We start from the raw sequence: 19,740 nt of genomic DNA, 5'->3' as shown, positions 1-19,740 counted from the left end.
CGGGGCCCCAAACCCGCCCGGGCGGGGGTTGCCCCCCCTAATTTAAAATATACCCGCCACCCCCCCCCGCCTGCCAACCCCCCCAACCCCCCCCCCCACCCCTACCCCCGGGCCCCGCGTTCCCGGGGCCCGCGGCACCGGTGGCGGTACGGTCAGGCGGCCGATGTCACCCGGTAGACGTCGTAGACACCTTCGACGTTGCGCACGACATTGAGCAAGTGGCCCAGATGTTTCGGATCACCCATCTCGAAGGTGAACTTGCTGATCGCCACCCGGTCGCCATGGGTGGTCACCGACGCGGACAGGATGTTGACCTTCTCGTCGGCCAGCACCTTGGTGACGTCGGAGAGCAACCGCGTGCGATCCAGCGCCTCGATCTGGATGGCCACCAGGAACACCGAATGCGGCGAGGGTGCCCATTCCACGTCGATGATCCGCTCCGACTGCTCACGCAGCGAATCGGCGTTGGTGCAGTCGATCCGGTGCACACTCACCGAGCCGCCGCGGGTCACGAAGCCCATGATCTCGTCACCCGGTACGGGCGTACAGCATTTGGCCAGTTTCGCGACCGTGCCCTCGGCGCCGGGGATGAGTACACCGGCATCCCCGCTGAGCCGCTGCCGCGGCGGGGTGGTGGACGGGGTGGACCGTTCGGCGAGTTCGTTCTCCACATCGCCGATTCCGCCCAGTTGCGCCATCAGCCGCTGTACCACGTGATGCGCGGAGACCTGATGTTCGCCCACCGCGGTGTAGAGCGCGGAGATATCGCCGTAGTGCAGTTCGTGCGCGACGGCGGTCATCGCGTCGACATTCATCAGCCGCTGCAGCGGCAGCCCGACGCGTTTGACCTCCTTGTTGATCTGCTCCTTACCGTTCTCCAGCGCCTCTTCCCGGCGCTCCTTGGCGAACCACTGGCGAATCTTTGCCTTGGCCCGCGGGGAGACCACGAAACTCTGCCAGTCACGGCTCGGCCCGGCATTGGGCGCCTTGGAGGTGAAGACCTCGACGACCTCACCGTTCTCCAGCTGCCGTTCCAGCGCGACCAGCCGGCCGTTCACCCGGGCGCCGATACATTTGTGCCCGACCTCGGTATGCACCGCGTACGCGAAATCCACCGGAGTGGATTTCTGCGGCAGCGTGATCACATCGCCTTTCGGGGTGAAGACGAAGATCTCCGGGGCCTTGAGGTCGAACCGCAGCGATTCCAGGAACTCGGCCGGATCGGCGGCCTCCCGCTGCCAGTCGAGCAGCTGCCGCATCCAGGCCATATCGTCGACCTCGGCGGCGTCACCGGAGTGCCGGCCCTTGGTCTCCTTGTAGCGCCAGTGCGCGGCGATCCCGAATTCTGCGGTGCGGTGCATATCGTGGGTGCGGATCTGCACCTCGAGGGGTTTGCCGTCGGGGCCGACAACAGTGGTGTGCAGCGACTGGTACACCCCGTAGCGCGGCTGGGCGATGTAATCCTTGAACCGCCCGGCCATCGGCTGCCACAGCGAATGCACCACACCCACGGCGGCGTAGCAGTCGCGGACCTCGTCGCACAGGATGCGGATACCCACCAGATCGTGGATATCGTCGAAGTCCTTACCCTTGACGATCATCTTCTGATAGATCGACCAGTAATGCTTCGGGCGGCCCTCGACCGTGGCCGGTATCCGGGACGCGGCCAGCGTGTTCACGATTTCGGCGCGCACCTTCGCGAGGTAGGTGTCACGTGACGGCGCCCGGTCGGCGACCAGCCGGACGATCTCGTCGTACTTCTTGGGATGCAGGATCGCGAACGCGAGATCCTCGAGCTCCCATTTGACGGTCGCCATCCCCAGCCGGTGCGCCAGCGGCGCGATCACCTCGAGGGTTTCCCGGGCCTTCTTCGCCTGCTTCTCCGGCGGCAGGAACCGCATGGTCCGCATATTGTGCAGCCGATCGGCCACCTTGATCACCAGCACGCGCGGGTCGCGGGCCATGGCGATGATCATCTTGCGGATGGTTTCGGCCTCGGCGGCCGCGCCGAGATTCACCTTGTCCAATTTGGTGACGCCGTCGACCAGATGCGCGACCTCGGAGCCGAAATCGGCGGTCAGCTGTTCGAGCGTGTACCCGGTGTCCTCGACCGTATCGTGCAGCAGGGCCGCCACCAGCGTGGTGGTGTCCATCCCCAGCTCGGCGAGAATATTCGCGACCGCCAGCGGATGAGTGATGTACGGGTCGCCGGATTTACGGAACTGGGTGGCATGGCGTTCGTCGGCGACATCGAAGGCGCGCTGCAACTGGGTGAGGTTCGCCTTCGGATACAGGTCGCGGTGCACCGTGGCCAGCGGTTCGAGCACCGGTTTCACCGCGGGAATCCCGCGCTGACCCGTCATCCGCCGGGCCAGCCGGGCGCGCACCCGCCGCGACGCCGAGGTCGGTACGGCGCCCGGCTGGCGGGGCGGCTGGGGCGTGGCGGCGGGACGCGGCCGGTCCGGGGTGGCGGGGACCCCGGCACCGGTGGACTGCGATCCCGATGTCTGCTCGACATTCGCCTCGCCCAGATGCTGAGTCATGCCACCACCTCTCCGTGCCGCGGCGCAGCACCGCAACGCTTCAGACCACCAACTTTAGCCCCCGCAGCAGTACGGGAAACCCCACAGCAACAGCATCGACACCTATCGATACGCCGACCACCCCGATACAACACCGTAGGCGACCCCGGAGTTCCCGGAATGGGCGGGTCCGGGTTCACGCCGGCCCGGCGGGTTCGTCCGCCACCGGCGCCTCGGTGAGCCCGTCCGGGGTGAGTTCGAGCCGCCGGGTGATCCCGATATCGTCCAGGAATCGCGGATCGTGGCTCACCACCAGCAAGGCACCCTGGAACGCCGCCAGCGCCTGGGTGAGGTGGCGCAGGCTCACCAGGTCCAGGTTGTTGGTGGGTTCGTCCAGGATCAGCAGTTTGGGCGCCGGTTCGGCCAGCAGCAGCATGGCCAGCGCCGCCCGCAGCCGTTCGCCACCCGAGAGCGCGGCGGCGGGGACGTCGGCGGCGGCACCGCGGAACAGGAAACGCGCGAGCTGGGCGCGGATCTGCTCGGGATCGGCATGCGTGGCCCCCGCCGAGACGTTCTCGAAGACGCTGCGGGCCTCGTCGAAGATATCGAGCCGCTGCGGCAGCATCCGCCACGGGACCCGCGGGGGTTCGGCGGTGATCCGCTGGAGCAGCGTGGTCTTACCCGCGCCGTTGCGACCGGTGACCGCGACCCGTTGCGGGCCGTCGATCGCCAGCGAGACCACCGGGCCGTTGGCCAGCTGTACCTCCTCCAGCACGACCACCTCCTGCCCCGGGTACAGCCGGGTATCCGGCAGCTCGACCCGGATCTCCCGGTCGTCGCGCAACAGCTCTTCGGCCTGTTCGAGCCGCTCCTTCGCGTCCTGAACTTTCTCGAGATGGTTGTTGCGCAGTTTGCCCGCCGAGACCTCGGCCTGTCGTTTACGTTCCCCCATCACGATCTTGGGTTCCCGTTTGTTCTCGAACATCTTCTGCCCGTACCGCTTACGGCGGTCCAGTTTGATCCGGGCCTCCACCAACTCCCGGGACTGTTTGCGCACATCGCTGCGGGCATCGCGGATCGCGGCCCGCGCGGCCTCCTGTTCCTGTTCGACGATCTGCTCGTAATCGCTGTAGTTACCGCCGAACATCCGCAACCGGCCTGCGCGGAGTTCGGCGATGGTGCTCATCCGCTCCAGCAGTTCCCGGTCGTGGCTGACCACCAGAACGGTTCCGGAGAACTGCGCAACGACGTCGTAGAGACGGGCACGGGCCGCCGAGTCGAGGTTGTTGGTGGGTTCGTCGAGCAGCAGCACCTCCGGTTCGCGCAGGAGTTCGGCGACCAGGCCGAGCAGTACCGTCTCACCGCCCGACAGGGTCTCGAGCCGGCGGTCCAACTGGTCGACGGAGCCGGCGAGGTAACCCAGCCCGAGCCGGCCGAGCAACGCCACCGCGCGTTCCTCGACATCCCACTGGGTGCCGACGCGGTCGAAATCGGCCTCGTCACCGATACCGGATTCGATGCGATGCAACGCTTTTCGTACCTCATCGATACCGAGTACCGCGTCGACCCGCTGCCCCACCGCCAGCCCGAGATCCTGGCGCAGATAACCGAGGTGGCCGGATACGGTGATCGATCCACGGGCCGGGCGCAGCTCGCCGGCCAGCAGGCGCAGCAGCGTGGATTTGCCGGCACCGTTGGACCCGACGAGGCCGATATGCCCCGATCCGAGGACGCCATCGAGCCCGTCGAATACCGGAGTGCCATCCGGCCAGGAGAAACAGAGATCGGAAAAAGTAATAGTGCCCACGGCAGCCCCTGAGGTATCGATACGGACGCGGCGCGCAGAAACGCGGGCCGCACGAGCGACTACCTCATGAGAGCAACGGCAACTCCGATCCCCGGGAACAAGACCTGGACGAGGTTACATCACCGTGCGCGGCGACGCCAGCTTTTTCCGCGGCGGGCCGATCGGCGGTGGTATCACGGGATATCGCGGCGCGCCCCGGGACAGACTCCGGCGCGCGGAGTCACGCGCACCGCGCGACGAGCTCAGACCGTAACGATCGAGGTCACCGGATAATCACCCTGGCGGGCCCGCCCGCCCAGCGCTTCGATCTCCAGCACGACCGCCGCGGCTACGACGTGCGCGCCCGCGGTGGCGAACAGATCCGCCGCCGCGGCCAGGGTGCCGCCGGTGGCGAGGACATCGTCGAGCAGCAGCACCCGGCGACCCGCGAGGTCGACGCCGCTGGCGGGCACCTCCAGCGCCGCGGTCCCGTATTCGAGTTCGTATTCGCGAGTGATCACCGGGGGTGGCAGCTTGCCGCGTTTGCGAACCGCCAGCACGCCGGTCCCGAGCGTTGTCGCGACCCCGGCGCCGAGCAGGAACCCCCGGGCGTCCACGCCGGCCACCAGATCCGCGTCCGGGACCAGCGCGGCCAGACAATCCACCACAGTCCGGAACCCCTCCGGATCGGCGAATACCGGCGTGAGATCGGCGAACCGCACGCCGGGCTCGGGAAAATCGTCGGCCCAGCGGGTGTAGCGCCGGACCAGATCGGCGGCCTGACCGCTGCGTTGCGCGGCGACCTCGACGGGTTCGGCCGCCGCATGCTTGCTCATCGACACCTCTCCATCATCACCGGTCCCGCGCCGGCTCACCGCTCCAGCACCCACTGATCCATATTCCAGCCCGACCCGGCCCGGGTGGGCCCCGCGATCCCGTTGCGCAGACCACCGGCGAAGGCGATCGTGCGCGGCGTCGCGAACAGCGGAACGCTGGGCAGCTGGGCCCACAGCAGGTTCTCGGCCTCGGTCATCAGATGCAGCTGGCTGGTCGAATCCGTTTCGGCCGCAAGCTGGTCGGTGATGGCATCGAAGCGCCCGTTGCGGAACTGGCCCACGTTGAGGCCGCTGCCGCTGCGCAGGCCCCCGATCGCGGCGATACCGTCGAGCGACCCGGCGGGTCCGGGTGCGCCGCCCGGTCCGCCGAGTACCGCGTCCACGGTGCCGTCACGCAGCTGCACCGGGCTGAAATCGGGGGTGCCGGCATCCTGGACGGTGATGCCGGCCGCCTTGCACGCGTCGGCGATCATCGCCACCGTGCGCGCCCGCCGGTCATCGGGGGCGAGATAGCCGACCCGCACGACCAGCCCGTCCTTACCGGCGTCGGCCAAGGCCGCCTGCGCCCCGGCGGTATCACCGGCCGCATACGGGCCCGAGGCCCCGGTCGCGGCCGGATAGAACAGCGAATCCTGCTGCAGTGTCCGGGAATTGGAGACCCCCGCGCCGAGCCCGGTTTCCGGCGCCTCCGCGACGCGGCCGAGCTGGTCGAACAGCGCCTGCCGCGGTACACACAGCGCGAACGCGCGGCGCGCGGCGGTCGATTCGAAAACCCCGCCGGTGTTGAGCACCAGTTGTTCGATCCCGCGGCTGGGCAGCTGCTCCACGGTGTATGCGTCCAGGTTCACCTCGGGCAGCGAACCGGCGCCGATATCCACCACGGCCGCCGAACCGTCCTCGATGCGGGCCACCAGATCCGCCGGTTTCGGATACACCACGATCCGCCCGGTCGCCGGGGCCTCGCCCCACCAGCGCTCATTGGCGACCAGGACCAGTCCGTCCTCGAGACCGTACGATTCGATGCGGTACGGCCCCGACGCCGGGAAACGCGTGATATCCAGGTCGCCGGGCTCGAGGTTCCAGCCGGTGTTCCAGAAATCGGCCAACCGGTCCAGCGCGGCCCGGTCGTCGTTCTGCACCGCGGCGACGATATCGGGGACATTCGCCGCCTGCGCGGCCACATGGGCGGGCATCAGCTCACCGGCGCCGAACAGGGTGCGCCAAGGCTGATACCGGGTCCCGGGCCGGAAGACGACGGTCCCGTCCTTGGACCCGGGCTGGCATTCCACCCGCTCGATATCCTCGTACCCGGCCGTGCTCGCCGAATCGAAGCGCGGGAACCGGCCGCTGCGCGCCGCCCAGGTGAACACCAGATCGTCACAGGAGGTGAGCACGCCGTCGGAGTAGACGCCCTGCGGGTTGAGCCGGTACTGGATGGTCTGCGCCTCGCCGGGCACTTCCTTGGCGGTGCCGGTATCGGTATCGGCGACGGGCTGACCATCGGGGCCGGTATAGAAGAACCCGGTCAGCACCCGGCCGAAGACGGCTTGCGCCGCCGCCGCGCCCGCGGTTGTACCGCCGTTGTAGCTGGCCACCGAGGTGTCGACGGCGTAGCCGATCGAGGGAACCTGGTCCTCACCCGAACAGCCCGCCACGAGCCCGGAGGCCGCGGCGGTGGCCGCGAGCAGCGCGAGTGTCCGGCGCAGATATGGCAGTCGCATCGAACCGTACCCCTCGTATGTCAGTGCCGCCTCTGTCGTTTTCCGGTGGGGCGCGCGCCGGGCACGGGCCCGGCCGCACCGGTGGGGCGTGGCGCGCGCGGTGCGCGGTTCTCGCCGCCGGGGCCTCGGCGCGGTGCGGGCGCCGCCTCCTGTGGCATCCGCCCGGTACGCCGGGCCTGCACCTTCTTGGTGTGCGCGGCCACCGGACCCCAGCGTTCCTTGATCGACACCAGCAGCGGGGTGGCGAAGAAGATGGACGAGTAGGCCCCGACCACCGTGCCGACCAGCTGCACCAGCGCCAGATCCTGCAGGGTCCCGACACCGAGCATCCACACCGCGATCACCATGAGCCCGAGGATGGGCAGTGCGCCGATCAGTGTGGTGTTGATCGACCGCATCAACGTCTGGTTGATCGCCAGGTTCGCCTGTTCTCCGTAAGTGCGCCTATTCGTGTGCAGCACACCGCGGGTGTTCTCCTCGACCTTGTCGAAGACGACCACCGAATCGTAGAGCGAGAAACCCAGAATGGTGAGCATGCCGATCACCATGGCCGGTGTCACCTCGAAACCGACCAGCGAATAGACGCCCGCCGTCACCAGCAGATCGAAAACGAGGGCCGCCAGCGCGGCCAGCGCCATATCGCGTTCGTAGCGGATTCCGATGTAGACGCTCACGAGCACCAGGAACACCGCCAGCGCGATCAACGCCTGCCGGGTGATCTGGCCGCCCCAGGTCTCGCTGACATCGGAGGCGCTGATCGCGTTGCGGCTCGGCGTCCCGTCGGCGCCGGCCGGCTGGAACTCCTCGAACAGCGCGGTCTGCAGCGCACCGAGCTGCTCGGCGTCCAGGGTCTCCGAGCGGATCAGGATGGTAGCGCTGTCGCCGGTGCCGACGGTCTGCACCGATTCCGGCTCCATCCCGAGCGTGTCGGAGTACACCGTCTCCACCTGCTCGGTGGTGGCTCCGCCGGCCGGGAGCTGGATCCGGGAACCGCCGACGAAATCGATACCGAAGGTGAAACCGCGCACCGCGATACTCAGCAGGCAGATCAGCACGATCACGGCGGTGATCAGGTACCAGCGCCGGCGGTTGCCGATCACATCGAGTACACCGGTACCGGTGTACAGGCGGTTCATCCAGCTGTGCCGGGCACCGTTGCCGCGGGGCGGTTCGGCCTTGTCCATGGTCACGGGACTGTTCATCGTCACGCCTTCCCCACCGCGGCCTCGGCCGCCTTGCGTTCACGGGCGAGCTGCTGCATGGCGCCGAGACCGTTCACCGAGGGTTTGGCCCAGAAGGTGGAACGGGCGGCCAGCTGCACCAGCGGGGCCGTCACCAGGAACACCACCACGACGTCGAGAATGGTGGTCAGGCCGAGGGTGAAGGCGAAACCGCGCACCTGCCCGACCGCCAGCACGTACAGGACGGCCGCGGCGATGAAACTGACGGCGTTACCGGAAAGAATGGTCTTGCGGGCGCGTTGCCAGCCGCGGGGTACCGCGGAGCGGAAACTGCGACCCTCTCTGATCTCGTCCTTGATCCGTTCGAAGAACACCACGAACGAGTCGGCGGTCATGCCGATACCGATGATCAGACCGGCGATACCGGCCAGATCCAGGGTGAACCCGATCCAGCGGCCGAGCAGCACCATGATCCCGTAGACCGCGACGCCCGAACCGATGAGCGACAGTGCCGTGAGGAAACCGAGCATCCGGTAGTAGATCAGGCAGTACAGCAACACCACGATCAGGCCCACCGCGCCGGCGATCAGGCCGGCCTCCAGTGAGGCGAATCCGAGGGTTGCCGAGACGGTTTCGGCCTCGGAGGTCTCGAACGACAGGGGCAGCGAACCGTACTTCAGGGTGTTCGCCAGATCCTGGGCGGAGGAAGCGTTGAAGTTCCCGGAGATCTGGGTACGGCCGCCGAGCTGCGGGCCCTGCTGCACCACCGGTGCACTGACCACCTCCGAATCCAGGACGAACGCGACCCGCTGCTGCACGTATTCACCGGTCAGTGAGGCCCAGGCGTCGCTACCGCCGGATTTGAATTCCAACGAGATCTCGTGGCGCGACTGTTCGGTGTTGAACCCGGAGGTCGCATCCGCGATCTCCTGGCCGTCGATCCGGCTCTTGTCGAGCAGGAAGACCTCGGTGCCGTCGGTGGAACAGGTGACCAGCGGCAGGTTCGGGTCGTCGTTACCGGCCAGCGGATCGGCCGCGGAGCAGTCCATCGTCTGCATCGCCAGCTGCTGCATGGTCGGGTCGGTGCTCTGCCGGAGTGCTTTGGCGGCCGCGATCTCCTGCTGCGCCCGCTCCTGCGGGCTCAGCGATTCGTCGGCCGGAGCCGGCTCGCCCGGCGCCGGGGTGGTCTCCCCGGGCGCGGGTGTGGTTTCGCCCGGGGCGGGAGCCGGAGTGGTCTCGGTCGGTGCCGGCGGTTCGGGCAGCGGCGTACCGGGTGCCTGCGCCGGGCGAACCTCCAGCTCATCGGCGGGAATCGGCGCCGCCGCCGGAGCCTCCGGTTCCGTGGCGGGAGCCTCCGGTTCCGTGGCGGGAGTTTCCGGGGCCGGCTGCTCGGGAGCCGCCGGAGCACCGGTTCCGTCACCGGCCGGCGGTGTCCCCTCCGCCGGAGCCGGCTGCGCGGGCGATTCGGGCACCGCCGGTGTGGTGGGCTGCCCGGGCGTCTGCTGGGCCTGCTGGCTGCCGGGCGCCGGGACGGCCTGCAGCACCGGGCGAATATAGAGCTTGGCGGTCGTCGCCAGCGTCCGCGCCTGCTGGCTGTCGTCCCCCGGGACCGTGATGACCAGGTTGTCACCGTCGATGACGACCTCGGAGCCGGAGACGCCGAGGCCGTTGACCCGGTTCTCGATGATCTCCTGGGCCTTGGTCAGGCTGTCCTGGCTGGGCCGGTTCCCGTCCGGGGTCCGGGCGGTCAGCGTGACCCGGGTACCGCCCTGCAGGTCGATGCCGAGTTTGGGCGTCGGTGATTTGTCACCCGTGAAGAACACCAGCGCGTAGATCGCGGCCACCAGCACGCCGAAAAGGGCGAGCCAGCGGAGTTGATGCGCCGATCCCTGGGACGGTGGCACAGGTCGTCATCTCCTAGACGGAAGTTCGGGGTGGAACGGCCACGGCACATGCCGAGGCCACCGGTCGCCCGGGATATCCGGTCCGGTGGCCGGGCCGTGGAATTCAGTCCTTGGTCAGCCGGGTTTCGGTCTGCTTCGGGGTTTCCTCCGCAGCCGGCGCGGCGGTCTCGTCCGCGGGCGCGTCGGTGGTCTCGCCGGCCGGCTCGGCATCGGCGCTCTCGGCGGCGAGGTCGTCGTCGGTGCGCACCTCTCGGATGGCCAGGCGCAACCAGGTGGTCACGACGTCCTCGGCGATCTCCAGATCGACGGTGGTGTCGTCGACGTCGACCACGGTGCCGTACAGCCCCGAAGTGGTGGTGACCCGATCACCGACCTGCAGGTTGTTCTGCATCTGGGTGACCTTGTCGGCCTCTTTTTTCTGGCGGCGCATTCCGAGGAACATAAAAGCCAGCAGGCCGGCCAGGAGGAGCGGAAACAGCAGCGATTCCATGGGCGAAGTCAGTTCCTGATCTGGGGTGCGGGGACAGTTACGCCCACAGTCTGCCAGTTCGTTCGCCCGGCGCCACACCCGCACGCCGGAAACGAGGTCCGCACCCGCCGCGGCCGCATCCGGTGGGGGGTCGTCCGGGCCGGGCGAATCTCCTGCCGGGCAACCGGTTACCGCCATAATCGGGTGGTGACACCCGACGACGTCCACCACATCACCTTTCCGATGGCGCCGTGGGGCCGCCGCGGTTACCGCGTCGACGATATCGATGATCTGCTCGACCATATCGCCGCGGCGCTGGCCGGGCGGGTCCCGCTCAGCCCCGAACGGTTGCACAGCGAGCCACGACCGGGCGGTAGTTGGCTCAACCGGGGCTATCACCCGGACGCGGTCGACGCCTTCTTACAGCGCGTCCGCGTCGAATTCGGGATCTGATCCGCCGCCGAACAGATCCAGCGTGGGTTGCGGCTCGCGGCCGCGGGCCTCGACCACGCCGAAAGGAAGGTCCGGCGGGGGTGTGAGACCGAGGTGGGCCCAGGCCGCCGCGGTCGCGACCCGCCCGCGGGGCGTACGCGCCACCATCCCCGCCCGCACCAGGAACGGCTCACATACCTCCTCGACGGTCGTGGCCTCCTCGCCGACCGCGACCGCCAGGGTGGACACCCCGACCGGTCCCCCGCCGAAACCGCGGATCAGCGCACCCAGCACCGCCCGGTCCAGCCGGTCCAGGCCCAGCGAATCGACGTCGTAGACCTCGAGCGCGGCCCGGGCCACCGGGAGCGTGACCCGGCCGTCGGCCCGTACCTCGGCATAGTCGCGGACGCGGCGCAGCAGGCGGTTGGCGATACGGGGTGTACCACGGGAGCGGCCCGCGATCTCGGCGGCCGCCTCGGCGTCGATATCGACCCCGAGGATCTGCGCGGACCGCTGCACGATGAGCAGCAGTTCGCTCGGTTCGTAGAAATCCATATGGCCGGTGAACCCGAACCGGTCGCGCAGCGGCCCGGTCAGCGCACCGGAGCGGGTGGTCGCGCCGACCAGGGTGAACGGCGCGATCTCGAGCGGGATCGACGTCGCCCCGGGGCCCTTGCCGACCACCACGTCGACCCGGAAATCCTCCATCGCCAGATACAGCATCTCCTCGGCGGGCCGGGCCATCCGGTGGATCTCGTCGATGAACAGCACATCGCCGGCCACCAGATTGCTGAGCATGGCGGCCAGATCGCCGGCCCGTTCCAGTGCCGGGCCGGAGGTGATCCGTAACGCCGTGCCCAGTTCGCCGGCGATGATCATCGCCAGACTGGTTTTGCCGAGACCGGGCGGGCCGGACAGCAGGATATGGTCGGGGGTGCCGCCACGCGCCCGGGCACCGCGCAGCACCAGGGTCAACTGTTCCCGGACCCGGGGCTGGCCGATGAAACCGTCCAGCGAGGTGGGCCGCAAGCCCGATTCGATCTCCCCGTCCGAGGGCAGATAACCGGCACTGACCGGCGAATGTTCCGGTTCCACGGCGTCGTCGTACTCCATGAGCGCTAGCGGTTCTCGAGGTGTCGGCCGGGCATGAGCGCGGGGCCTGCGTGGTCACGCCGCACTACCGCCGCCTCGGGGCCGGACGCACTCATGCCAGCATCCCCAGCGCCGCCCGCAGGGCGGTGGAGTTATCGGCGGCCGGCTGTTCGGCGAGTACCGCGTCCACCGCCGGTTCGGCTTGTTTGAGCGTGAAGCCGAGGCCGGTGAGCGCCTCCACGACTTGGTCGCGCACCGGGGTCCGGACCGGCGCGGGCACGGTTCCCGGCCTGTCCGCGGGGACAGGTACCAGATTCACCTTGTCCCGCAATTCCACGACCATCCGCTCGGCACCGCGCTTGCCGATACCCGGCACCCGGGTGAGGGCCGCGATATCGCCGGCGGCCAGCGCCTTGCGCAGAGTTTCGGGTTCCAGCACCGCCAGCACCGCCATCGCCAGCCGCGGTCCCACCCCCGAAACGGTCTGCAGCAGGCCGAACAGATCGCGGGCCTCGGTATCGGCGAACCCGTAGAGGGTCATCGAATCCTCGCGCACGATCAGCGCGCTGAAGAGGCGGGCCTCTTCCCCGCGGGTGAGCCCGGCCAGCGTCGCGGGCGTGGCGTTGAGCTGATAGCCGACCCCGGCCGCTTCGAGCACCACATGGTCGAGGGCGAGTTCGACCACCTCGCCGCGTATGGACGCGATCACCCGCGCACCGCCTTCCGCTGCTGTTCCAATCGTTCGGTGTACTGCCGGCGGGCCCGCTCGGCCAGCGCCTCGGCCCTCGCCATCCGCTCGATCAGCGGTGCCCGCCAGCAATGGCAGATGGCGAGCGCCAGCGCATCGGCGGCATCGGCCGGTTTGGGCGGCGCCGCGAGCCCGAGGATCCGGGTGACCATCGCGGTCACCTGTTTCTTGTCCGCCCCACCATTACCGGTGACAGCGGCCTTCACCTCACTGGGAGTATGGAACATCACCGGGATGTCGCGGCGCGCGGCCGCCAACGCGATCACCCCGCCCGCCTGCGCGGTCCCCATGGCGGTGCGCACATTGTGCTGGGCGAAGACCCGTTCGATCGCCACCACCTCGGGGCGATGCACGCCCATCCACTCCTCGGCGGCATCCGCGATCCGCAGTAGTCGCCGGGCCAGGTCCAGATCGGCGGGGGTCCGCACCACATCGACGGCAACGGCCCGCACACTGCGCCCCGCTCCCCCGTCGACCACGCTCAGCCCGCACCGGGTGAGCCCGGGGTCGACGCCCATCACCCGCACCCGCACAACCTTTCCCAGAACGAACAGTTGTTCGAAGTCTAGTGCAGGACACGATGTCTCCCCGTAGTGACACGGAGGACTGCCCCTCGCATCCGGGTGGATTCCGGGCCGACCGGAGCCGTGTCGATCCGACGTCTACTGTGCGAGTTGCGCGGCGAAAGCGTCATAGGCCGAGGAGTCGAACAGCACGAACCGCACTTCTTCGACCGTGGTGACCTGTCCCCGGACGGTGGTGACGGCAATCCGGGCGGCATCGTCCATCGGCCAGCGGTAGGCGCCGGTGGAGATGGCAGGGAAGGCCATCGTGTGGGCTCCCAGCTCGTCGGCGACCCGCAGCGATTCGCGGTAACACGACGCCAGCAGCGGCGCCAACTGCGCCGCCCGGTCCCCGCGGGCCGACCACACCGGGCCGACCGTATGGATGACCCAGCGGGCCGGCAGGTCACCGGCGGTGGTGGCGACGGCCTGTCCCGTGGGCAGCCCGCGCGGGTAGCCGGTTTCCCGCAGCCGCCGGCATTCCGCGAGAATCGCCGGCCCACCGCGCCGGTGGATGGCACCGTCCACACCGCCACCACCGAGCAGTTCGGAGTTCGCGGCATTGACCACCGCGTCGACCTGCTGTTCGGTGATATCTCCGCGTACGACCGTCACAGCCACCATGCCGTCATTCTGCAACCCCGGCGCGTACCCACCCGGACGGCACGCGCCGTTTCCTCCGATCGAAACCCGGCAGCACTGGACAGAAGCGTAACTGACTGGTTACGCTTCTGTCCGTGGACGAGGTGGCCGCGGCGATCGCCGATCCGGTGCGGCGCGAAATCCTGCGCATGTTGCGGGAGTCGCGCCTCACCGCGGGCGCAATCGCCGGGAGGTTCGCGATCAGCCGTCCGGCGATCAGCCGGCATCTGCGCGTCCTGCGTGACGCCGGGCTCGTCCACGACGACCTGGTGGGCAGGAAGCGCTACTACTCCCTGGACACCGCGCCGTTGCGCGACCTGCGGTCCTGGATCGACGACCTCGACACACCCGCGGTCTGGGAACACCGGTTGGACGCGTTGACCACCGAGGTCTACCGGACCCGCCGCGAACACCGCGCCGCCGAACGCGAAAAGACAGCAGAACCCGAAACAGCAGAACCCGACAGCTGGGAGAACCACGCATGACCACGCCACCGAGCGGACGCCTGGAAAACACGCCGAACGGGCAGGACATGATCCTCACCCGCACCTTCCCGGCGCCCATCGAGGATGTGTGGGCGAGCATCACCGAATCCGGCCGCACCGCCCGCTGGTTCGGACCGTGGAAGGGCGAAACCGGAGCCGGCCGGACCATCCAGGTGCAGCTCGTCTTCGAAGAGGGACAGCCGTGGGCCGACTACACGATCGAGGCCTGCACTCCGCCCCGGCATCTCGCGCTGCGCACGGTCGACGCGCACGGCGACTGGCACCTGGAGGCCAGCCTGACCGAACGCGCCGGGCAGACCGAATTGGTGTTCACCCACCACCTCACCGAGCCGGGCATCGCCGGCGAGACGGGCCCGGGCTGGGAGTACTACCTGGACATGCTCGGGGCAGCCCTCACCGGTGCCGACCGCCCCGATTTCGGCGACTACTACCCCGCGATGCGGGAGTACTACGTGAACCTGATCCCGCGCTGAGCGGCTCCGCACCCGCCGGGTGCGGAGCGCCGCGGCGGGTGCCGATCGATCAGTCGTCGAGTTCGGCGAGAACCTCGTCGGAGATATCGACGTTGGTGTACACGTTCTGGACGTCGTCGCTGTCCTCGAGGGCGTCGACCAGTTTGAACACCTTGCGGGCGCCGTCCACGTCGACCGCGACGCTCACCGACGGCTGGAAGCCGGATTCGGCGGAGTCGTAGTCGATCCCGGCGGATTGCAGGGCCGAGCGCACCGCGACCAGATCGCCGGGTTCGCTGATGATCTCGAACGATTCGCCGAGGTCGTTGACCTCTTCGGCGCCGGCGTCGAGCACCGCCAGCAGCACATCGTCTTCGGAGAGGCCGTTCTTCTCCAGCGTGACGATGCCCTTGCGGTGGAACAGATAGGCCACCGAACCCGGATCCGCCATGTTGCCGCCGTTCCGCGTCATCGCGACCCGGACCTCGCCCGCGGCGCGGTTACGGTTGTCGGTGAGGCATTCGATCAGGACGGCGACCCCGTTGGGGCCGTAGCCCTCGTACATGATGGTCTGCCAGTCGGCGCCGCCGGCTTCCTCGCCCGCGCCGCGTTTCCGAGCCCGCTCGATATTGTCGTTGGGGACCGAGGATTTCTTCGCCTTCTGTATGGCGTCGAACAGAGTGGGGTTGCCTTCCGGATCGCCACCACCGGTCCGGGCCGCCACCTCGATGTTCTTGATCAGCTTGGCGAACAGCTTGCCGCGCTTCGCATCGATCGCCGCCTTCTTGTGCTTGGTGGTGGCCCATTTGGAGTGGCCGCTCATTCCCCTACTTCCTTCAGGTCGATGGCAGTTCTGCCGGTCCACGCTACCGGGGGGCCGGGTGGACGGTTCCGCCACCCTACTCGCTGCGCGGCGGGCGGGCAGTTCAGCGGTCGCGAACCAGATCGACGAACATGCGGTGCACCCGGTGATCGCCGGTCACCTCGGGATGGAACGAGGTGGCGAGCACATTGCCCTGGCGGACAGCCACGATCTTGCCGGCGGCCGGGCCGCTGGGTACCCGGGCCAGCACCTCGACCCCCGCGCCGGCCCGCTCGACCCACGGCGCCCGGATGAACACCGCACGCATCGGCCCGCCGTCCACCCCGGCGAAATCCAGGTCGGTTTCGAAGGAATCCACCTGGCGGCCGAAGGCATTGCGGCGCACCGTCATATCGATACCGGACAGGTGCTGGGCATCGGGGCGGGTGTCGAGGACCTCGCCGGCCAGCAGGATCATTCCGGCACACGAACCGAACGCGGGCATCCCGTCGCGCAGCCGGGCACGCAGCGGTTCGAGCAACTCGAACACCTGCAGCAGTTTGCTGATCGTGGTCGATTCGCCGCCGGGTAGTACCAGCGCGTCCACCGCGGCGAGTTCGGCCGGGCGGCGGACCAGCACCGGGTCGGCACCGCACAGGTCCAAGACCCCGACATGTTCGCGGACATCGCCCTGCAGGGCCAGTACACCGATAGTGGGCCGGCCGGCGGGCGCCGAGAGACCGACCTCCGACCGGGTGTCACGGGAAACCGCTGCATCGTTCACCCGTGCGAGCTTACGAGGCGGGCCGGTGTGCGCGCGGTCACGCCGGACCGGATCGCCGGGGCACCGTACCCGGCGAGCGTTCCGGCGCGGCCGGCGGCATTGCCGGCCGGCTCCACGACTACTGCGGCATGATCCCCAGCTCCGGGCACGTACCGCGACAGCCACAATCCGACCGGGCGTGACGGCGCGTCCTGGTCGCGCGGAAAACGGGTCCGGGACGTCGCAGCCCGCGTTCACTTCCGCAGGGTGCGGATCAACCCTTCCTGGACAACCGCGGCCACCAGCCGGCCCCCACGATCGAAGATCTTCCCGCCGGTCAGCGCGCGACCGAATCCGGCCGACGGGGAGGACTGGTCGTAGAGCAGCCAATCGTCGGTACGGAACGGGCGCAGGAACCACATCGCGTGGTCCAGCGAGGCGTTCTGCGTCGGTTCGTCGGGGTGGGTGACCTTCGACGACCCGAGCAGCGTCATATCGCTCATATACGCGAGCGTGCACACATGGAACAGCGGATCGTCGGGCAGCGGATGCCGGTAGCGGAACCACACCTGCTGCGGGGAGACCACGCCGGGGCGCTGGGTCACCTGTTCCTGCGGCACCGGCCGGATATCCCAGTGCTCCCATTCCCGCATCGCCCACAGGCGCTCGGGGTCCATGGAGGTCTTGGCGTCGGGCAGATCGTCGGGCGGCTCCACCGCGGCCATCTCGTCCTGGTGCGACGGCCCCTCGTCACCGACGTGGAACGAGGCGGACATGGTGAATATCGCGGCGCCGTCCTGCACACCGGTCACCCGGCGGGTGCAGAAGGAACGACCGTCCCGGATCCGGTCCACCATGTACACCGTGGGGGCGGACGGATTACCGGGCCGCAGGAAATAGCCGTGCAGCGAATGCACCTGGAAACGCGGCTCCACCGTGCGCACCGCCGAGACCAGCGCCTGCCCCGCCACCTGGCCGCCGAAGGTCCGGGGAAGCTGGGTCTTGGGATATGCGCCGCGGAAGATATCGCGCTCGAGGCGTTCGAGTTCCAATGCCTCTTCGATAGTCGCCATTCGCTGAGATTATCCCGAACAGTCCGATTTCCCATCGTCCACCGGCGGGTAATCCCCGTCACCGAACGCCGGACGCGGACCTGCTGTGATGAACGGGTGCCGCGCTATACCCCGATCACCCAGAACGCACTCGCCGAGGAGATTGCCCACCGGTTGCGCGCGTCGGGCGACCGGCAGGTGGTCGCCGTCGACGGCGCAGATGCGGCGCACCCGGTCGACTTCGCCCGGCTGGCCGCCGACCGGGTGCGTGCCGACGGCCGGCCCGCGGAGGTGGTTTCGCTGCACGATTTCGTCCGGCCGGCCTCCCTGCGGATGGAATTCGGGCGCGACGAGACCGCCTACCGCACCGGCTGGTTCGACTACCCGGCGCTGCTCCGGGAAGTGCTAGCCCCGCTGCGTGCGGACGGGCAGTGGCTGCCCGCGCTCTGGGACGAGGTCGCCGATCGGTCGGCGCGCGCTCTCCGTCGCACGGCGAGTCCCGGCACCGTCCTGTTCGTCGCGGGACCGATGCTGCTGGGCCGGGGCCTACCCTTCGACCTCACCGTCCGGCTCGATCTCGGCCCCGCCGCGCTCACCCGCGCTACCGCGGCAGCGGACGGATGGACCATCCCGGCGCTGACGGCCCATGACCGCGACCACCCCGAGCGGCCGGACTATTTCGTCCGCTGGGATCATCCGGACCGCCCGGCTCTGCGAACCGATCACGCCTGATACCGGTGCGGCGCCGATATCGACACCACACTGCCGTCCGGGACTCGGCCCGCCGGTAGGCGCGGGCTCACCAGCCGCGTTCGGCGAGCCGGTGCGGCTGGGCGATCTCCTCGACGTTGATACCCACCATGGCCTCACCCAGGCCGCGGGAGACCTTGGCCAGCACATCCGGGTCGTCGTAGAAGGTGGTGGCCTTCACGATGGCGCTCGCGCGCTGCTCCGGGTTACCGGATTTGAAGATGCCCGAGCCGACGAAGACACCCTCGGCGCCGAGCTGCATCATCATCGCGGCGTCGGCGGGGGTGGCGATACCGCCCGCGGTGAACAGCACCACCGGCAGCTTGCCGGTTTCGGCGACCTCGCGGACCAGCTCGTAGGGCGCCTGTAGCTCCTTGGCCGCGACATAGAGTTCGTCGGCGGGCAGCGAGCCCAGCCGCTTGATCTCCTGGCGGATCTGCCGCATATGGGTGGTGGCGTTGGAGACGTCACCGGTGCCGGCCTCGCCCTTGGAGCGGATCATCGCCGCACCCTCGGTGATCCGGCGCAACGCTTCGCCGAGATTGGTGGCGCCGCAGACGAACGGCACGGTGAACTGCCATTTGTCGATATGGTTGGCGTAATCCGCGGGAGTGAGCACCTCGGATTCGTCGATGTAGTCGACCCCGAGACTCTGCAGGACCTGCGCCTCCACGAAATGCCCGATGCGGGCCTTGGCCATCACCGGGATGGAGACGGCCTCGATGATCCCGTCGATCATGTCCGGATCGCTCATCCGCGACACCCCGCCCTGCGCCCGGATATCGGCCGGCACCCGCTCGAGTGCCATCACCGCGACGGCACCGGCATCCTCGGCGATCTTGGCCTGTTCCGGGGTGACCACGTCCATGATCACCCCGCCCTTGAGCATCTCGGCCATCCCGCGCTTCACGCGGGCGGTACCGGCCTCGCGGGTCGCTTCGGTGGTCTGGGCGGTCTCGGGCGTGGTCACGGCAGCTCCTGTGTCCGGTGCAGGGGAAATAGTCGATGAACACCACGATTCTAGGTGGGCCGGAAATCCGCCTTCATATCCAGTCGGAGCCGACTGGACTGATAACCACCTGGCGTTATGCCCGACCGTGCGGTGACTGGACCGGTGAAAAAACACCGCCGGGCCGATGTGACATCGACCCGGCGGGGTATGGAGAACCGATTCAGATCGGGTTGACCACCAGCAGCTTCGCCCAGTACTCGGCGGCGCCGGGCCCGAGAATCGGCAGCAGGTAATCGAACAGGATGTAGGACACGTCTTCACCTCCACACACCGAATCGACACATCCTCGGCGCGTCAAACCGTGTGCGACCCTATCACGCCAGTGAGGTACATCACTGTATCTTCGGCGCGCTGGCGCGCGCGGGGGGTGGGGCCCCCAGGTGGCCCAGCGGAGGGGGGGGGCGGCGCCGACGAAGCGAGGGCGGGGCACCGGCGGCGGGGGCCCCGGGCAGCGCCACCCACCCCCCCCCCAACCAAACACCAACCACGCCCCCGGGGCGGCGCGGG

19 protein-coding genes are annotated in these 19,740 nt (G+C 68.8%); 4 read left to right on the top strand and 15 right to left on the bottom strand.

Features of this window, described 5'->3' with window-relative positions:
- Window positions 1-152: 152 nt before the first annotated feature.
- From QH276_RS08570 to yajC, 7 genes are all read right to left on the bottom strand, one after another.
- Window positions 153-2,543 carry a RelA/SpoT family protein gene (locus QH276_RS08570; RefSeq protein WP_280400445.1) on the bottom strand — a complete coding sequence of 797 codons (2,391 nt, stop codon included), beginning with the start codon at window positions 2,541-2,543 and terminating at the stop codon, window positions 153-155.
- A 175-nt stretch (window positions 2,544-2,718) separates the two neighbouring features.
- Window positions 2,719-4,329: an ATP-binding cassette domain-containing protein gene (locus tag QH276_RS08565; RefSeq protein WP_280400444.1), complete on the bottom strand. Its 1,611-nt coding sequence runs from the start codon at window positions 4,327-4,329 to the stop codon at window positions 2,719-2,721.
- A 242-nt stretch (window positions 4,330-4,571) separates the two neighbouring features.
- Entirely contained in the window at window positions 4,572-5,144 is a 573-nt protein-coding gene (locus tag QH276_RS08560; RefSeq protein ID WP_280400443.1) for an adenine phosphoribosyltransferase, read from the bottom strand.
- A 35-nt stretch (window positions 5,145-5,179) separates the two neighbouring features.
- Window positions 5,180-6,865 (bottom strand): ABC transporter substrate-binding protein, encoded by a 1,686-nt coding sequence (locus QH276_RS08555; RefSeq protein WP_280400442.1) that lies wholly within the window; start codon window positions 6,863-6,865, stop codon window positions 5,180-5,182.
- A 20-nt stretch (window positions 6,866-6,885) separates the two neighbouring features.
- Window positions 6,886-8,067 (bottom strand): protein translocase subunit SecF, encoded by a 1,182-nt coding sequence (gene secF, locus QH276_RS08550; RefSeq protein ID WP_280400441.1) that lies wholly within the window; start codon window positions 8,065-8,067, stop codon window positions 6,886-6,888.
- Window positions 8,068-8,069: 2 nt separating this feature from the next.
- A complete protein-coding gene (gene secD / locus QH276_RS08545) occupies window positions 8,070-9,950 on the bottom strand; it encodes a protein translocase subunit SecD (RefSeq protein WP_280400440.1) in 1,881 nt (626 codons plus the stop codon).
- 103 nt (window positions 9,951-10,053) lie between these two features.
- Window positions 10,054-10,440: a preprotein translocase subunit YajC gene (yajC, locus tag QH276_RS08540; RefSeq protein WP_280400439.1), complete on the bottom strand. Its 387-nt coding sequence runs from the start codon at window positions 10,438-10,440 to the stop codon at window positions 10,054-10,056.
- 186 nt (window positions 10,441-10,626) lie between these two features.
- On the opposite strand from yajC, the gene QH276_RS08535 reads away from it, so the two are divergent.
- Window positions 10,627-10,872: a DivIVA domain-containing protein gene (locus tag QH276_RS08535; RefSeq protein ID WP_280400438.1), complete on the top strand. Its 246-nt coding sequence runs from the start codon at window positions 10,627-10,629 to the stop codon at window positions 10,870-10,872.
- Here the strand turns inward: QH276_RS08535 and ruvB are convergent.
- The 4 genes from ruvB to QH276_RS08515 form a co-directional block, all read right to left on the bottom strand.
- Complete coding sequence (ruvB, locus tag QH276_RS08530) at window positions 10,840-11,964, bottom strand: Holliday junction branch migration DNA helicase RuvB (RefSeq protein ID WP_280400437.1); 1,125 nt, start codon at window positions 11,962-11,964, stop codon at window positions 10,840-10,842. The two genes, QH276_RS08535 and ruvB, sit on opposite strands and share 33 nt — an antisense overlap.
- Before the next feature lie 91 nt (window positions 11,965-12,055).
- Window positions 12,056-12,652 (bottom strand): Holliday junction branch migration protein RuvA, encoded by a 597-nt coding sequence (ruvA, locus tag QH276_RS08525; protein WP_280400436.1) that lies wholly within the window; start codon window positions 12,650-12,652, stop codon window positions 12,056-12,058.
- Complete coding sequence (gene ruvC / locus QH276_RS08520; protein WP_280400435.1) at window positions 12,649-13,218, bottom strand: crossover junction endodeoxyribonuclease RuvC; 570 nt, start codon at window positions 13,216-13,218, stop codon at window positions 12,649-12,651. The genes ruvA and ruvC overlap by 4 nt, the downstream gene beginning before the upstream one ends.
- Before the next feature lie 135 nt (window positions 13,219-13,353).
- Window positions 13,354-13,878 (bottom strand): O-acetyl-ADP-ribose deacetylase, encoded by a 525-nt coding sequence (locus QH276_RS08515; RefSeq protein ID WP_280400434.1) that lies wholly within the window; start codon window positions 13,876-13,878, stop codon window positions 13,354-13,356.
- Window positions 13,879-13,991: 113 nt separating this feature from the next.
- Between QH276_RS08515 and QH276_RS08510 the strand changes: the two genes are divergently transcribed.
- Window positions 13,992-14,381 (top strand): metalloregulator ArsR/SmtB family transcription factor, encoded by a 390-nt coding sequence (locus QH276_RS08510; RefSeq protein ID WP_280400433.1) that lies wholly within the window; start codon window positions 13,992-13,994, stop codon window positions 14,379-14,381.
- A complete protein-coding gene (locus QH276_RS08505; RefSeq protein WP_280400432.1) occupies window positions 14,378-14,875 on the top strand; it encodes an SRPBCC family protein in 498 nt (165 codons plus the stop codon). Before QH276_RS08510 ends, QH276_RS08505 begins: the two co-directional genes overlap by 4 nt.
- 49 nt (window positions 14,876-14,924) lie before the next feature.
- Here QH276_RS08505 and QH276_RS08500 read toward each other — a convergent pair whose 3' ends face one another.
- From QH276_RS08500 to QH276_RS08490, 3 genes are all read right to left on the bottom strand, one after another.
- A complete protein-coding gene (locus QH276_RS08500; RefSeq protein WP_280400431.1) occupies window positions 14,925-15,677 on the bottom strand; it encodes a YebC/PmpR family DNA-binding transcriptional regulator in 753 nt (250 codons plus the stop codon).
- A 103-nt stretch (window positions 15,678-15,780) separates the two neighbouring features.
- Window positions 15,781-16,368, bottom strand: coding sequence for a pyridoxal 5'-phosphate synthase glutaminase subunit PdxT (gene pdxT, locus QH276_RS08495; RefSeq protein WP_280400460.1), 588 nt, complete (start codon window positions 16,366-16,368; stop codon window positions 15,781-15,783).
- Window positions 16,369-16,673: 305 nt separating this feature from the next.
- Window positions 16,674-17,492 carry an acyl-CoA thioesterase gene (locus tag QH276_RS08490; RefSeq protein ID WP_280400430.1) on the bottom strand — a complete coding sequence of 273 codons (819 nt, stop codon included), beginning with the start codon at window positions 17,490-17,492 and terminating at the stop codon, window positions 16,674-16,676.
- A gap of 96 nt (window positions 17,493-17,588) precedes the next feature.
- Here QH276_RS08490 and QH276_RS08485 point away from each other — a divergent pair, with 96 nt between their 5' ends.
- Complete coding sequence (locus QH276_RS08485; protein ID WP_280400429.1) at window positions 17,589-18,203, top strand: hypothetical protein; 615 nt, start codon at window positions 17,589-17,591, stop codon at window positions 18,201-18,203.
- Between the two features lie 67 nt (window positions 18,204-18,270).
- On the opposite strand, the gene pdxS is transcribed toward QH276_RS08485, so the two are convergent.
- Window positions 18,271-19,191 (bottom strand): pyridoxal 5'-phosphate synthase lyase subunit PdxS, encoded by a 921-nt coding sequence (pdxS, locus tag QH276_RS08480; RefSeq protein WP_280400428.1) that lies wholly within the window; start codon window positions 19,189-19,191, stop codon window positions 18,271-18,273.
- Window positions 19,192-19,740: the final 549 nt, after the last annotated feature.

The sequence above is a fragment of the Nocardia carnea genome (genome assembly GCF_029869215.1).
In the GTDB taxonomy this organism is placed as follows: Bacteria; Actinomycetota; Actinomycetes; order Mycobacteriales; family Mycobacteriaceae; genus Nocardia; species Nocardia carnea_B.
Note: the sequence above shows the minus strand (reverse complement) of the source record. Positions and strands in the feature narration are given on the sequence as shown.

What these genes read in the sequence shown, in the direction of transcription:
- QH276_RS08560 (WP_280400443.1), bottom strand. Translation starts at nt 5,144, where the DNA reads ATGAGCAAGCATGCGGCGGCCGAACCCGTCGAGGTCGCCGCGCAACGC.
- QH276_RS08490 (WP_280400430.1), bottom strand. Translation starts at nt 17,492, where the DNA reads ATGGCGACTATCGAAGAGGCATTGGAACTCGAACGCCTCGAGCGCGAT.
- QH276_RS08515 (WP_280400434.1), bottom strand. Translation starts at nt 13,878, where the DNA reads ATGGTGGCTGTGACGGTCGTACGCGGAGATATCACCGAACAGCAGGTC.
- secF (WP_280400441.1), bottom strand. Translation starts at nt 8,067, where the DNA reads ATGAACAGTCCCGTGACCATGGACAAGGCCGAACCGCCCCGCGGCAAC.
- QH276_RS08500 (WP_280400431.1), bottom strand. Translation starts at nt 15,677, where the DNA reads ATGAGCGGCCACTCCAAATGGGCCACCACCAAGCACAAGAAGGCGGCG.
- QH276_RS08570 (WP_280400445.1), bottom strand. Translation starts at nt 2,543, where the DNA reads ATGACTCAGCATCTGGGCGAGGCGAATGTCGAGCAGACATCGGGATCG.
- yajC (WP_280400439.1), bottom strand. Translation starts at nt 10,440, where the DNA reads ATGGAATCGCTGCTGTTTCCGCTCCTCCTGGCCGGCCTGCTGGCTTTT.
- ruvB (WP_280400437.1), bottom strand. Translation starts at nt 11,964, where the DNA reads ATGGAGTACGACGACGCCGTGGAACCGGAACATTCGCCGGTCAGTGCC.
- QH276_RS08555 (WP_280400442.1), bottom strand. Translation starts at nt 6,865, where the DNA reads ATGCGACTGCCATATCTGCGCCGGACACTCGCGCTGCTCGCGGCCACC.
- QH276_RS08505 (WP_280400432.1), top strand. Translation starts at nt 14,378, where the DNA reads ATGACCACGCCACCGAGCGGACGCCTGGAAAACACGCCGAACGGGCAG.